A 14,407-nucleotide genomic window follows, 5' to 3' on the forward strand; every position below is an offset into this window, starting at 1 on the left:
ATGAAAAAATCTATTTCAGTCGTATTAATGATTATATCTCTTGTATCTTTTCAGTCGTGTGAAGATGTTATCGATCAGATTTATGAGAATAAACAAGAACAGAACGCTGTTTCACCATATCAAGGAAATTATACCGGAACTTACACTGGAGACGTGAGTGGAAACCTGATTATTAATGTAAGCGAAAAAGGAACGATAGAAATAACCAGGAATACTCTTAACGCAAGTGAAACTTATCTTACTGGTTTTATAAACGCATCTTTTAACACCACAAATAAAGCAGCATCGGGTTTTATGCTGATCGGTAATCTTAATTCGAAAATGGGAACCTGGGAAATGGGCGGCCTTAAAGGAAACTGGACCGTTAAGAAGAACTGATTTTCCTATGTTTTTTTATTCTCTTTTTATTTGCACTAAAATTTAAAATCAAATATCCGGAAACTGCTGCGATAAATGAAGCAATTAAAATCGCAAATTTAGCTTCATCCTGAAAAGATATTTCATGTTTAAAAGAAAGCAAGGCAATGAATATTGACATTGTAAATCCTATTCCCGCTAAAAGACCGACACCGATCATTTGATTCCACGAAGAGCGCTGGGGAAGCGAACTGATTTTTAGTTTTATAGCAATTAATGAGAAAAGATTAATTCCTATCAGTTTACCTAAAACAAGTCCGCCAATTATTCCCAATCCTAAACTGTTGAATAATCCGTCAACCATACTGCTATTAAAGGCAATATTGGTGTTTGTCAATGCAAAAATAGGCATGATAATAAAGCTCACTGGGAAATGGAGCGAATGTTCAAGTTTTTCTAAAGGTGAAATTTTTGTTTTAGAAACATTAGTTGGAATCGTAAAAGCCAGTAAAACTCCCGCAATTGTTGCATGAATTCCTGAATGATGCAGGAAATACCATAAAAATATTCCCGGAACAATATAGAAAACCAGTTTTGTAACCTTCAGATAATTTAAGAGAAATAAAACCGCAACAATACCAAAAGAAAGCAAAAGATAGATCCAGTGAATTTGTTCGGTATAAAAAATAGCAATCACCAAAATGGCACCCAAATCATCTACAATCGCTAAAGCCGCCAGAAAAATCTTTAGCGAAGCCGGAACTTTTTTTCCCAACATTGAAATAATAGCCAAAGAAAAAGCAATATCGGTTGCCATCGGAATTCCCCATCCGTTGCTGTATTCTGTTCCGAAATTAAATGCGGTGTAAATGACTGCAGGAACCAACATTCCGCCGATTGCTGCAAAAATTGGCAACGAAGCATTTTTAAAAGATGAAAGCTCACCTTCTACAAGTTCTCTTTTAATTTCCAACCCTACCAAAAGAAAGAAAACTGCCATCAAACCATCGTTAATCCAAATACTGATTGGATATTTTAAATGTAAATCTTCAAAGCCTAATTGAAAATCTAAAAATTGTTGAAAACCAGTTCCTAAAGAAGAGTTGGCGATAATTAATGCAAAAACCACACACAAGATGAGTAAAACTCCGGATGATTGATTGCTTTGGAAAAATTTTTTAAAATACTGGGTCAACATCATTTTTTTATTTTAAATACGTCTGATTCTTGAAATTCCGTCAATTGCCTTTAATTTTTTGAATGTTTCTTCAAGTTGACCTTTATGTTTTACTTCTAAGTTTATATTTCCTGTGAAAATTCCGTTATTAGATTCAATAGACATACTTTTCATATCCATTCCCATGGCACCACTGATTACGGTGGTGATATCGTTAATCATTCCCATCCTGTCGAGACCTTCAATCTCAATTTTAATACGGTTTTTGAAGCTTTCTTCATTCACCCATTTTGCAGGAATTACACGGTAGTCATATTGAGCACGAAGATTAATAGCGTTCGGACAATTATCGCTGTGTACTTTAATTCCGTCTGAAATGGTAATGAAGCCGAAGATTTTATCTCCCGGAATTACCGTACAACATTTTGCGTAGCTATAATTAAGCTTTTCTTCATCTTTACCGAAAACAATCATATCGAGATTGATTTCTTTAGGCTCTTCGTAATGCTGGTTTTTAGTGTTATTTCTCTTAAATCTTGAAAGTAAATTATTAAATACGTTTTTACTTTCAATATATTTCCTTAAGCTGCTTGCATCCAGTTCATTAGTTTGGAATTTTAAGAATAGTTCCTGAGAAGATTTAAGGTTGAAAAATTTCTGAAGCTTATTAATTTCCTCATCATTAAAATTAATTTTTGCATGACGAAGTTTCCTCTGTAAAATCTCTTTTCCTTCTTCTACGAAAGTGTTTTTTTCAGAATTTAGATAACTTTTAATTTTTGACTTCGCTTTTGAAGTTACCACAAAATCAAGCCAGTCAAACTTAGGTTTTTGATTTTGAGACGAAAGAATATCTACCTGGTCACCATTTTGAAGAACATACGATATAGGAACCAACTTTCCGTTGATTTTCGCCCCTAAACATTTCATTCCTAAATCAGAGTGTACAGAAAAAGCAAAATCTAATGCCGTTGCATTGGTGGGTAGAATTTTAATTTCACCTTTTGGAGTAAAAACAAAAACTTCTTTAGAATATAAATTGAGTTTAATATTATCTAAAAGCTCAGAAGTGGTAAGGTTTTGCTGCTGCTCGAGTACATCACGTATTTCGGTAACCCATTTTTCAAAATTTCTGTCATCATTACTTTGCTTGTAACCTTCTTTGTATTTGTAATGTGCGGCAACCCCTTTTTCGGCAATATCGTCCATTCTTTCAGAACGGATCTGTACTTCAATCCATTTTTTATCAGGTCCCAGAACAGTTAAATGTAAACTTTCATAGCCTGTAGAACGCGGTTGGGTAATCCAGTCACGCATTCTTGATGGATTACTGTGATAAACATCAGTTACGATGGAGTATATTTTCCAGGCAAGGAATTTTTCGTTTTTAGCATCAGATTTATAGATAATTCTAATCGCATAATTATCGAAAACCTCTTCAAAAGAAACTCCCTGTTTAAGCATTTTTCTGTAAATAGAAGAAATGGCTTTTGCACGACCTTTTATACTTACATTTAACCCCTCGTCTTTTAATCTTTCAGAAACTTCTTTGGTAAACTCATCGATATAGCGGATTCGACTTTCTTTTGCCAACTCCAGTTTTTCAGTAATCTCATTATAAATCTCAGGATTATTATATTTTAGAGATAAATCTTCGAGTTCAGATTTGATGTTGTATAAACCTAATCTATGAGCCATTGGCGCATAAATGTAAACCGTTTCGGAAGCAATTTTTTTCTGTTTGTCGGGAGCCATGCTCTCCAGCGTTCGCATGTTGTGAAGTCGGTCTGCAATTTTAATCAAAATCACACGGAAATCTTCAGAAAGCGTCAGTAATAATTTTCTATAGTTTTCAGACTGTACAGAAATATTCTGATGATTCATGATAGAAATCTTGGTCAGCCCGTTTACAATTCCTGCAATTCTTTCACCAAATATTTTTTTTAAATCTTCATAAGTGTAATCGGAATCTTCAATGACATCATGCAAAAGAGCACACGCGATTGACGATGCTCCTAAACCTATTTCTGTAGCAACAATTTTAGCCACAGCAATAGGGTGGTAAATATAAGGTTCGCCAGTTTTTCTTCGCTGGTCTTTGTGTGCGTCAAGAGCAATATCAAAAGCCTTTCGGATGAGTTTATTGTTTTCTTCATCCAAAGTTCTGTATGTGTTAGAAATCAGGTCTTTGTACCTCGCAGAGATTTCTTTATTTTCTTGTTCCAAATCGTAACTCATCTGTGTAAAAGGCTTTATTTAAACGAAAATACGAAAAATATTATGATTAGTCGATTTATAAAAATAAAAATCCGTAGAAATAAATTCCACGGATCTGGTTATAAGTTTTTAGTTTTAGGTTTAAGCTTTTACCTCAGAATTCATTCCGTCATGCTGTACTTTAATTTTTACATCCGGGCAGTTGTGAATTTCCGCTTTACTCCGCGCATCAATTAATCTTTTTAAATTAATATAAGATGCTTGATCAATACTCATATTTTCAAATAAGTAGGTTTTATGTACATGGTTTTCATTAAAGATATGCCTCACTTTATCGGCTAAATCTTTATTCTTTATTTCCACACTCGCCAAGTACTGGGAGTGATGATGATCGTCACTAAGATATACAATATACTCTGAATCTAAGAATCCTAAATCTTCAACTTCTTTCTCGAGTTTTTTGTAATCACTCTGCGGTCCAAATAATCCTGCTAAGATGCTTGACATAGTAAATTTGTTTTGATTATCTAAAGATATAAATATTTTCAATATAATTGATAAAAATTTAATATAATTTATAATATTTTATTTTATCTATAATAATTTAATAAAAATTAAGATTTTGTCTATTTTGCAGAAAAATTATTTTTTTCATGTTGAAAATAAAAAAACTCTGTACTTAAATACAGAGTTTCATATTTGTTATAAGAAGTTTTTAGTTTAAATTCTTTCATTTTTAATCTCCTCCACAATTTCAGGATTCAAAAGAGTAGACGTATCTCCAAAATTACTGAAATCTCCTTCTGCAATTTTTCTTAAAATTCTACGCATAATTTTTCCGGAACGTGTTTTTGGAAGCCCGGAAACAAACTGGATTTTATCGAGCTTGGCAATCGGACCGATTTGATCAGAAATTAATTGATTGATCTCTTTAACCAAATTTTCCTGCTTTCTATCAGAACCAGAATCTTTTAAAATCACAAAACCATACAAAGCGCTTCCTTTGATGTCATGTGGGAAACCAACAATTGCAGACTCTGCAACAGCAGGATGTTCATTAATGCTATCTTCAATCGGTGCAGTTCCTAAATTATGCCCTGAAACAATCACCACATCATCTACACGACCGGTAATTCTATAATAACCTACTTCGTCTCTTAAAGCACCGTCACCTGTGAAATATTTCCCAGGAAATGCTGAGAAATAAGTCTCTTTATATCTTTGGTGATCGCCCCAAATTGTTCTTGCAATTCCCGGCCACGGAAAACGGATACAAAGGTTTCCTGTTACTTGGTTTCCTGTAATTTCGTTGCGTTTGTCATCCATCAAAACGGGTTGAATTCCCGGTAGCGGTAATGTTGCATAAGTTGGTTTTGTAGGCGTTACAAATGGAATAGGAGAGATCATGATTCCGCCGGTTTCTGTTTGCCGCCAAGTGTCTACAATCGGACATTTTTTTCTTCCGACATGATCGTTAAACCAATGCCAAGCTTCATCATTAATAGGTTCTCCAACAGATCCGATTACTCGTAATGAACTTAAATCATGTTTGTCAACCCATTCTGTGCTTTCTTTTGCTAAAGAACGGATGGCAGTTGGAGCGGTGTAAAACTGAGTTACTTTATGTTTTTCAATCACGTCCCAAAATCTGTCCGGTTCAGGATATGTTGGAACTCCTTCAAAAATTACGGTTGTTGCACCATTTAATAATGGCCCGTAAAGAATATAAGAATGACCAGTGATCCAACCAATATCTGCAGTACACCAATAAATATCATTTTCCTGATAATTGAAAACATTTTTGAAAGTATACGCGGAATATACCATGTAACCGGCAGAAGTGTGAAGCATTCCTTTTGGTTTTCCTGTAGAACCGGAAGTGTACAAAATAAATAAAGGATCTTCTGCATCCATAATGACGGTAACAAAATCTGCAGAAGCTTTTTCGTACAGATCATCCATCCAGAAATCTCTGCCTTCCTTCATTTTTATTTCGTTGTGGGTTCTTTTTACGACTAAAGTTTTCTCTACGGTCGGGCATTTTTCTAAAGCTTCGTCAATAATCGATTTTAAATCTAAAACTTTACTTCCTCTGTAGCTTCCGTCTGAAGTAATCAGCATTTTCGCGCCACAGTCATTCACTCTTGAAACCACTGCAGATGCTGAAAATCCTGCAAAAATAACAGAATGAACTGCTCCTAATTTTGCACACGCCAACATGGTAACTGCCAATTCAGGAATCATAGGAAGATAAATACAGACTCTGTCGCCCTTTTCAATACCCATTTCGCGCAAGATATTGGCTGTTTTGTTGACTCTTGTATATAAATCATTGTAAGAAATGTGTTGTGCTTCTTCTTTCGGATCATTCGGTTCCCAAATGATAGCAGTTTTTTCTCCTCTTACCGATAAATGTCTGTCGAGGCAGTTTTTGGTGATATTTAATTTGGCATCTTTAAACCAAGTGATCTTTGCTTCATTCATATTATATTTTACCACCTTGCTCCATCTTTGGTACCATACAAAATTCTGATCAGCAACTTTATCCCAGAATTTTTTAGGGTTTTTGATTGATTTTTTGTACTCTTCAAAATAGTGCGGTAAATCTTCTATCACGTAATTTCTCATACTTTCTTTTTTTTAGAAATTATTTATTTTAAATTATTTTTTGTCTTTGTAAGTCTTGAATTTTTCTTGAATTTCATCAATGATGTTTTCATCATCGATTGTCGACGGGATTTGAAATTCTTTTCCATCAATAATTGTTCTGATCAATTTTCTTAAAGTCTTTCCGGATCTTGTTTTTGGAAGTCTTTTTACAACCATCACGCTTTTCAGGAAAGCAACAGCGCCTATTTTTTCTCTTACTTTCAGAATAATTTCTTTTTCTACATTTTCTTCCGAGATTTCAGAACCGTTTTTTAAAACAACCGTTGCAAAAGGAACTTGTCCACGCAGATCATCATCAATTCCTACAACGGCACATTCTGCAACATCGGGATGTGAAGAAACAATTTCTTCCATTTCGGAAGTTGAAAGTCGATGGCCTGCAACATTGATCACATCATCAACTCTTCCTGTGATGAAAATATAACCGTCTTCATCTTTTATCGCGCCGTCTCCTGAGAAATAATAACCTTTATATTGTGATAAATAACTTTTTTCAAAACGTTCATAATCATTCCAAACCCCTAAAAGAGCACCCGGAGGAAGCGGAAGTTTGATGACTAAATATCCTTCTTTGTGCTCGTCTAATTCGTATCCGTTTTCATTAAAAATTTTAATATCATATCCTGGAATTGCCTTTCCTGCAGCTGCTCTTTTAATTTTATAATTATCATTAAAAGTCATTAAGCCTAACATTGGTGAACCAGATTCTGTTTGCCACCAATGGTCGATGGCTGGAACTCCAATATGTTTTTCAAACCAATCTAAAGTTGCAACGTCACATCTTTCACCCGCCAAAAACTGTTTTTTGAAATGTCTTAAATCGTATTTTTTTATAAGTTCTCCATTCGGGTCTTCTTTTTTTATTGCTCTGATTGCGGTTGGAGCTGTAAACATTGCTGAAACTTTATATTCCGAAATAATTCTCCAAAAAGTTCCTGCGTCGGGAGTCATTATCGGTTTTCCTTCAAAAATAATTGTGGTGTTTCGATTGATTAAAGGTCCGTAAACACTGTAACTGTGACCCACTGCCCAACCAAAATCGGAAGCTGCCCAAAAAACTTCTCCTTGTTCAATTGCATAAATATATTTCATGGAAAATTTCAAAGCGGTTGCGTAACCTCCGGTGTCTCTTGTAATTCCTTTGGGCTTTCCGGTTGTTCCTGAAGTGTATAATAAATACAAAGGATGATTGGATTCTACAGAAACACAATTTGCAGGTTCTGATGTTGAAACTAATTCTTCATAATCAATAATTCCTTCGAACATTTCATCTTGATTATCGGCTAATTTTCTGTTGAAAACGATGATGTTTTCGACTTTATCCTGCGCTAATTCAATCGCTTTTTCAACTAAAGGCAGATAAGGGATTCTTTTGGCAATTTCAATTCCTGCAGTTGCTGTAATCAAAGCTTTTGGTTTACAGTCATCAATTCTTACGACCAATTCCTGCGGCGCAAAACCTCCGAAAACAACATTGTGAATCACTCCAATTCTCGCACAAGCCAACATTGCAAAAAGTGTCTGCGGAATCATCGGCATGTAAATTACTGCCGTATCACTTTTTTTTAACCCTAAAGAAATTAATCCGCCTGCTAATTTTGAAATTTCTTCTTTAGCCTGATTGAAAGTATATTTTTTCTTTTGATTCGTAACCGGAGAATCATAAATAATCGCAATTTCTTCTCCGAAACCATCGTCAATATGCTTGTCAATACAGAGATAAGACATGTTGAGTTTTCCATCTGCAAACCATTGAGTGTAATTGTTTTCGTCTTTTGAAATAATTTGATTCGGAAACTCAAACCATGAAATTTCCTGAGCCTGTTCTTTCCAAAACTGCTCTTTATTTTCTATGCTTTGTTTAAAAAGTCTATCTGTATCCATATTAATTTTGTGTTTTAGATCATTGCTTCATATGTCATTGCGAGGAGCAATCTCTTAATCATCTTAAATTCTTAAATCAATCTTAACGGTTAAAATTTTTAAATATTTAATTTAGATTCTTCACTCCATTTCTGAACTTCGTTCGTAAACCTTCAGTTTATGTTCAGAATGACAGTTGTGCGTAATTTTTTTTATTCTTTTATCTTTGCTCTTTCATCTAAAATCTATTCAAACATTTCCTCAATCTGCTGAATGAGTTTTTTAATCGAATAAGGTTTTGTTACATACGCATCAGCTCCCATTCCCAGGCCTTTTTCTATATCTTTCGGATTGTTTTTAGCGCTTAAGAAAAGAACTTTTGTATTGTTTAAAGCTTCATTTTTTTTAATTTCTTCCAAGGTGCTGTATCCGTCAAGATTGGGCATCATAATATCCAGCAAAATAACGTCCGGAATAAGTGTTTTCAGGAATTCTAAAACTTCAGCTCCGTCTCGTGCAATGTATACTTCGTAACCAATTTTCCGGAAACTGTATTCCAAAGACATTAATATTTTGTGTTCGTCATCTGCAATCAATATTTTCTTCATTTTTGTACTTCGTTAAGGTTCAACTTCATTACTTTTTATATTTTCTTTGAGAACCTGAAGGGTTCAGTCTTAATAGCCATAGGTGAAACCTATGGAATACAGATTATAATTCGTATTAAATCAACCCGTAAGGGTTGAATGAATTTATGTTCATTCGAATGATTCGATTCCATGGTCTGTTAAAAGCTTTTTAAATTCATCTTCAAACGTTTCTGTTTTATGATGTTCCTTTTGATTTTTTATATAATTTATAATTCTTTCCTTATCTCTTATTGAGCTGGTAAATGCTCCGTATCCTTCCTGCCATCCCACAAATGTGGGAAACAAGCCTGATTCTTTCATCCATAAGTTTGTCGCAACTTTGATATCTTTTACCAAATTACTAAGATTTATGTTTGGATGGAGGTCACAAAAAATATGAATGTGGTCTGGCATTCCATTAATTCTATATAATTTACATTTTTTTTTTGTTTAAAACACCCCAAATATATTTGTAAAGTTGTGTTTCGTTCTTTTCATTAATTGTTGGTTTTCTATATTTTGTTCCGAAAACAATATGATAGAATATTTGTCTGTATGTTCCCATTTGTGTTTGTTTTAAAATTGAACCCTTTCGGGTTCTGATTGTGTTGAATTTTCCATAGGTTTCACCTACGGTTATTTTTGTTAAACCCTATCGGGTTCATCATTTTGGATGTTATTCTCCTTTGTTAAAATAATAGCAAAAGTCACCCCCAATCCGCTGTTTTCTGCTTTTATAGTTCCATTGTGAGCTTCAACAATTCTTTTTGATATTGCTAATCCGAGCCCGCTTCCGGTTGGTTTTATAATGTTCTGATTTTTAGATTGGTAAAATTTATCGAAAATGACCTCCAAATCTTCTTCCGGAATATTTTTTCCGGTATTGAATATTTTTATGATTAAATTATTGTCTTTCTCTGAAAATTTAGTTTGAATAGTGCCCTGTTCATCAGTAAATTTTAAAGCATTTCCTAAGATATTCTGAAACAGTTGGATGAATCTTGGTTCATCATATTTAAAAAGATAGTTCTTTAATAAATCAACTTCACTTACATGGATTAATTTCTGCTGAATTAAATGTAAAATTGGATTTAAAGCTTTTTTGTAGGTTTCAATAATATTGTTTTCCTGAATATTTAAAGCTATTTCTCCGTGCTGAAGTTTATCTAAATACAGAATGTCATTGATAATTTCGCTTAAACGGTCAGATTCCGTGATGATATTGTTTAAAAATTCTCTCTTAATATCTAAAGGAATATCGTCGTCATCTGCTAAAATTTCTCCTGCAGAACGAATCGCTGTAATTGGCGTTCTGAGTTCGTGTGCAACTGAATCGAGAAAATCATCTTTCTGACGGTCTTTTACAATTAGATTCTCATTGGCTGCACTCAGGTCATTTGAAAGTTGTTTTAGTTCTTCAGATTTTTCAGTCAGTTTTTTATTTAATGAAATATTCTCTTTTGATTCTTCTAAAATATTTAGAACTTCTTTCAGAGATATTTTATCTTCTTTCGTTACTCCTTCAATTAAAATTTTCGCAGAAGCTGTACCGATTCTTCCGGCCAAAAGGTTTTCAGAGAATTTAATGAATCTTGAATCGGCGGTTTCCGTCTGAGAATCGATATTGTATTTAATATTGAAAATCCGCATTGCCTGTTCGGTTTTCTTTTTGCCTAAAAAACGTTCCAGAATATTTTTGATATCAGAAACATAAGCGGTTCCTCTCCAGATAAAAGCGTTTTCGTGATTTTGAATGTACTTGTCGATGTCAACATATAATTCAGCAAAATTTCTCTCTCGATAATTTCCTTTCATGCTTACAGAAAGTATTGTAAATAAACCTGTATTGACTAAAATAGACCAAAAGAAAATTTCAGGAATTCTGTCTAAAAAAATAATGTCAAAAAACTGAAACGCATCGTACATTTCGCGTAAAACTCCTTTTAATTCAGAATTATAAGAAAAATAATATTGCGGAATGATTAAGCCAAAATAGCAGATAATCAATCCCGTAAAAAGCCCAACTATTGCCCCTTTGTAGCTTCCTCTTCTCCAAAATATTGCCCCAAAAAACGATGGTGCTAGTTGAGCAATCACAACGAATGAAATAAGACCAACCGAATCTAATGAAGTCTTTAAAATGAAATATTTATAAAAAGCAAACGCTACGATAATCAATCCGAAAATCGAAAATTTACGGACGTTTGTAATATTTCTGGTATTTTGAGTTTCATTTTCAGCTTTAAATTTTCCCAATAAACCGTAAGGAATGATCAGGTTGTTGGAAAGCATGATCGACAAGGTGATTGCTGAAATAATAATCATTGAAATGCACGAACTCAAACCTCCTAAAAATACCAAAACCGTAATCAAAGTATTATCAAAATGTTGGGGAATGAGGATAGAGTAGAACTCCGGATTTACGTTTTGACCTTGAAAGATCAATCTTCCACCCCATGCGATCGGGAAGATGAAAATGGTAAATATTAAAAGATATAACGGAAAAAACCAAATTGCGGTTTTAATATGTTTTTCCTGTCTGTTTTCGACAATTGCGGTGTGAAACTGTCTTGGTAAAATACAGATTGCTGTTCCGGAAATTAAGCAAAGAACCATCCAGTTCATGGCGCCTTCAATTCCGTTAAAAGTGTTTTTTGCTTTAAAATCTGAAAATTTACTCGCCTTTTGATATAGATCTGAAAATCCGTCAAAAGCATAGTAAATGACAAATAATCCTAAAATAATAATGAAAAATAATTTAAGAAAACTTTCTAATGCGATTGCGGAGATAATTCCTAAACGTTTTTCGGAAGCATCCACATATTTTGTTCCATAATAAGATGAAAATACGGCGATCAAAATAACTACAAAAGTTCCGCTGTCGGTAAAAATGTTTTTAGAAACACTGGTTTCTGTCACTAAGTGAAATGTTTCAGATATTGCTTTTATTTGTAATCCGATATAAGGAATGATCGCAAAAAGACAAACCAAGGTAATAATTGCACTGAAGCTTCTGCTGTTTCCGTATCGCAAAGAAATAAAATCTGCAAGACTGCTTATCTTATTAACTCTTGAGATTCTTACAATTCTTGTATTAATATAAATCCACGCCGGAATAACCATGATTGGACCGATGTAAATTGGTAAATAATTAAGACCGCTTGTCGCTGCAACACCAATACTTCCATAATATGTCCATGCAGTGCAATACACCGCAAGAGACAATGCATAAATGTAAGGGTTATTAATCCAAACTTTGCTCTTCTTCTTTTCTGCCAAATGAGCAACTAAGAACAAAAGTGCGAGGTAAATAAGAACAACGATAAATAATGCGAAACTACTCATCATATTTTTTTACGATTACAAAAGAAATAATGATGGAAATCATCCAGACTGCGAATAAGTAAACGAGAATCATCGGGTAACCGAAAATTTCCCTTTCACTGTTAAAAAGCAGTGAAACAGGAATGCTGAAAGCGATAAGTAAACCTACGCTCAGAATAATCAGTTTTTGTTCGTGTCGCTTTTTCATGAATATTGAATAATCAATAATAAAAGATAATTGATGAATAGATCGAAATCATTCATCAATTATCATCTATCGTTTATAGTTTAAACTTTATCGTCAGAATATTCTCCTATCAAGGAATAATATCCGAAGATTGCCATTCCGCCTGTTACAATTGGTACCAATACAAAAAGTATAATGATTCCGAATACAAGGTCCTCCTGTTTTTCTGATGTGATTTTTGGGATGCCCATCACCGTTATTCCAAAGTAGGCAACGATTAAGGCAATCAAAATCCAAACAATGCCTAATATTTTTTTTAATCCGTTCATTTTAGTAGATTTAAAATTAATAAATTTTTAAGTGATTATCCCTATTAATCGTGGATATTGTTGTTCTTATTTTTTAGATAAATCAATCCGATGACTAAACAGACTGCAGCAACTCCTATTGGATACCAAAGTCCTTCAAGATACCACGTTGCGTGTCCTGCATCTTTTCCAGAAGTTACGAGATACGTGGCAACTGCAGGAAGCAATCCTCCAAAAACGCCATTACCAATGTGATACGGTAAAGACATCGATGTATAACGAATTCTAACAGGGAACATTTCAACTAAAAATGCTGCAATCGGACCGTAAACCATCGTTACAAAAATCACCTGAATAAAAACAAAAAATACCAAATACCATCTTGTATCGTCGTTCAGTGATATTGATGTTGAAACTTTTGCTTCTTCGGTTTTTCCGTCATTCATCACCGAACCTGCTGCAGACCAATGAACGATACTGTCTTTTTTGATTAAAGTTCCGTCAGTGAAAGTGGTTTCTTTGTGGAAGGTAATTACGCTGTCTGATGCAATAGTTTTATGAATTGCTGCGACTCTTGTTTCTTTAATACCATCACTTGCAACAGTTTTTGCTTCAATGTTTACACTTTTATACATTGCATCGTAGATTGGTCTATAGGCTAAAATGGCAACCAGCATTCCGGTCATCATAATTGCTTTTCGACCAATTTTATCTGAAAGCCAACCAAAAAATACAAAGAAAGGTGTTCCCATCAATAATGCTGTTGCCATCAGATAATCAACCTGCATTGAATTGATATTCATTACTTTTTGTAGGAAACTCATGGCGTAAAACTGACCTGTGTACCAGATTACTCCTTGTCCCATTGCAGCACCGAATAATGCCAATAAGACAAATTTGAAGTTGAATTTATTTCCGAAACTTTCTTTTAAAGGATTTTTAGAAGTTTTTCCTTCGCTTTTAGCCTTTGCAAAAAGCGGAGACTCCTTCATGTTTTTTCTGATGAAATAAGAAACGCCTACCATTAAAATTGAAATCCAAAACGGAACTCTCCATCCCCAAGAATCAAAGTCTTCAGCAGAAAGTGTATTTTTTGTAATTAAAATAACGATTAAAGAAATGAAAAGTCCTGCAGTTGCGGTGGTTTGAATCCAAGAAGTCCAATAGCCTCTTCTGTGTGGCTGTGAATATTCCGCAACATAAGTTGCTGCACCTCCATATTCCCCTCCTAAAGCTAAACCTTGTAAAAGTCTTAAAATTAAAACTAAAACCGGTGCCAAATATCCTATGGTCTCATATCCTGGAATACATCCAATTAGAAATGTGGAGAATCCCATGATTAATAAAGTAACGAGAAAAGTATATTTTCTTCCGATAATATCTCCCAATCTTCCGAAAAATAAAGCTCCGAAAGGTCTTACTACAAATCCTGCTGCAAAAGTTGCCAGTGTAGATAAAAATGCTGCGGTAGGATTATCTGACGGGAAGAATTTGGTTGCCAAAACGACAGCTAAGCTTCCAAAAATATAGAAATCATACCATTCTATCAAAGTACCGAGAGATGATGCAGTGATAACGCTCCAGATGGTGCGGTTTTTCTGCTTATCTGTCATATTCTCGTAAGCATCGTGGTGTTGTTCGCTCATATCACTAGATTTTTTTGTTTAAATTATTA

At 34.1% G+C, this 14,407-nt stretch carries 13 protein-coding genes; 1 reads left to right on the forward strand and 12 read right to left on the reverse strand.

The window, feature by feature from the left end:
- Positions 1-378 carry a hypothetical protein gene (locus tag B5X64_RS10500; RefSeq protein ID WP_139377606.1) on the forward strand — a complete coding sequence of 126 codons (378 nt, stop codon included), beginning with the start codon at positions 1-3 and terminating at the stop codon, positions 376-378.
- Here B5X64_RS10500 and nhaA read toward each other — a convergent pair.
- The 12 genes from nhaA to B5X64_RS10555 all read right to left on the reverse strand — a co-directional run bounded on the left by nhaA (position 365) and on the right by B5X64_RS10555 (position 14,378).
- Positions 365-1,558 carry a Na+/H+ antiporter NhaA gene (gene nhaA / locus B5X64_RS10505; protein ID WP_079465176.1) on the reverse strand — a complete coding sequence of 398 codons (1,194 nt, stop codon included), beginning with the start codon at positions 1,556-1,558 and terminating at the stop codon, positions 365-367. The genes B5X64_RS10500 and nhaA overlap by 14 nt on opposite strands.
- 9 nt (positions 1,559-1,567) lie before the next feature.
- Entirely contained in the window at positions 1,568-3,772 is a 2,205-nt protein-coding gene (locus tag B5X64_RS10510; RefSeq protein WP_079465178.1) for a RelA/SpoT family protein, read from the reverse strand.
- A 120-nt stretch (positions 3,773-3,892) separates the two neighbouring features.
- Positions 3,893-4,258, reverse strand: coding sequence for a hypothetical protein (locus tag B5X64_RS10515; protein ID WP_079465179.1), 366 nt, complete (start codon positions 4,256-4,258; stop codon positions 3,893-3,895).
- A gap of 213 nt (positions 4,259-4,471) precedes the next feature.
- Entirely contained in the window at positions 4,472-6,379 is a 1,908-nt protein-coding gene (acs, locus tag B5X64_RS10520; protein WP_079465181.1) for an acetate--CoA ligase, read from the reverse strand.
- Positions 6,380-6,412: 33 nt separating this feature from the next.
- Complete coding sequence (locus tag B5X64_RS10525) at positions 6,413-8,305, reverse strand: AMP-binding protein (protein WP_079465183.1); 1,893 nt, start codon at positions 8,303-8,305, stop codon at positions 6,413-6,415.
- Between the two features lie 224 nt (positions 8,306-8,529).
- Positions 8,530-8,892, reverse strand: coding sequence for a response regulator transcription factor (locus B5X64_RS10530; RefSeq protein ID WP_079465184.1), 363 nt, complete (start codon positions 8,890-8,892; stop codon positions 8,530-8,532).
- Between the two features lie 150 nt (positions 8,893-9,042).
- Positions 9,043-9,327 carry a transposase gene (locus tag B5X64_RS10535; protein WP_249414646.1) on the reverse strand — a complete coding sequence of 95 codons (285 nt, stop codon included), beginning with the start codon at positions 9,325-9,327 and terminating at the stop codon, positions 9,043-9,045.
- A 19-nt stretch (positions 9,328-9,346) separates the two neighbouring features.
- The gene (locus B5X64_RS23150) at positions 9,347-9,478 is read right to left on the reverse strand and encodes a transposase (RefSeq protein WP_249414647.1); all 132 of its coding nucleotides are present in this window, start codon (positions 9,476-9,478) and stop codon (positions 9,347-9,349) included.
- An 80-nt stretch (positions 9,479-9,558) separates the two neighbouring features.
- Entirely contained in the window at positions 9,559-12,258 is a 2,700-nt protein-coding gene (locus tag B5X64_RS10540; protein WP_079465185.1) for an ATP-binding protein, read from the reverse strand.
- Positions 12,251-12,445, reverse strand: a complete 195-nt coding sequence (locus B5X64_RS10545) for a hypothetical protein (protein WP_074230182.1) — start codon at positions 12,443-12,445, stop codon at positions 12,251-12,253. Before B5X64_RS10545 ends, B5X64_RS10540 begins: the two co-directional genes overlap by 8 nt.
- Before the next feature lie 80 nt (positions 12,446-12,525).
- Entirely contained in the window at positions 12,526-12,753 is a 228-nt protein-coding gene (locus B5X64_RS10550; RefSeq protein ID WP_079465186.1) for a DUF6814 family protein, read from the reverse strand.
- Positions 12,754-12,797: 44 nt separating this feature from the next.
- Positions 12,798-14,378 (reverse strand): MFS transporter, encoded by a 1,581-nt coding sequence (locus B5X64_RS10555; protein WP_079465187.1) that lies wholly within the window; start codon positions 14,376-14,378, stop codon positions 12,798-12,800.
- Positions 14,379-14,407 lie beyond the last annotated feature (29 nt).

This window comes from Chryseobacterium balustinum, from assembly GCF_900168205.1.
GTDB lineage: Bacteria > Bacteroidota > Bacteroidia > Flavobacteriales > Weeksellaceae > Chryseobacterium > Chryseobacterium balustinum.

What these genes read in the sequence shown, in the direction of transcription:
- B5X64_RS10500 (WP_139377606.1), top strand. Translation starts at nt 1, where the DNA reads ATGAAAAAATCTATTTCAGTCGTATTAATGATTATATCTCTTGTATCT.
- nhaA (WP_079465176.1), bottom strand. Translation starts at nt 1,558, where the DNA reads ATGATGTTGACCCAGTATTTTAAAAAATTTTTCCAAAGCAATCAATCA.
- B5X64_RS10510 (WP_079465178.1), bottom strand. Translation starts at nt 3,772, where the DNA reads ATGAGTTACGATTTGGAACAAGAAAATAAAGAAATCTCTGCGAGGTAC.
- B5X64_RS10515 (WP_079465179.1), bottom strand. Translation starts at nt 4,258, where the DNA reads ATGTCAAGCATCTTAGCAGGATTATTTGGACCGCAGAGTGATTACAAA.
- acs (WP_079465181.1), bottom strand. Translation starts at nt 6,379, where the DNA reads ATGAGAAATTACGTGATAGAAGATTTACCGCACTATTTTGAAGAGTAC.
- B5X64_RS10525 (WP_079465183.1), bottom strand. Translation starts at nt 8,305, where the DNA reads ATGGATACAGATAGACTTTTTAAACAAAGCATAGAAAATAAAGAGCAG.
- B5X64_RS10530 (WP_079465184.1), bottom strand. Translation starts at nt 8,892, where the DNA reads ATGAAGAAAATATTGATTGCAGATGACGAACACAAAATATTAATGTCT.
- B5X64_RS10535 (WP_249414646.1), bottom strand. Translation starts at nt 9,327, where the DNA reads ATGCCAGACCACATTCATATTTTTTGTGACCTCCATCCAAACATAAAT.
- B5X64_RS23150 (WP_249414647.1), bottom strand. Translation starts at nt 9,478, where the DNA reads ATGGGAACATACAGACAAATATTCTATCATATTGTTTTCGGAACAAAA.
- B5X64_RS10540 (WP_079465185.1), bottom strand. Translation starts at nt 12,258, where the DNA reads ATGAGTAGTTTCGCATTATTTATCGTTGTTCTTATTTACCTCGCACTT.
- B5X64_RS10545 (WP_074230182.1), bottom strand. Translation starts at nt 12,445, where the DNA reads ATGAAAAAGCGACACGAACAAAAACTGATTATTCTGAGCGTAGGTTTA.
- B5X64_RS10550 (WP_079465186.1), bottom strand. Translation starts at nt 12,753, where the DNA reads ATGAACGGATTAAAAAAAATATTAGGCATTGTTTGGATTTTGATTGCC.
- B5X64_RS10555 (WP_079465187.1), bottom strand. Translation starts at nt 14,378, where the DNA reads ATGAGCGAACAACACCACGATGCTTACGAGAATATGACAGATAAGCAG.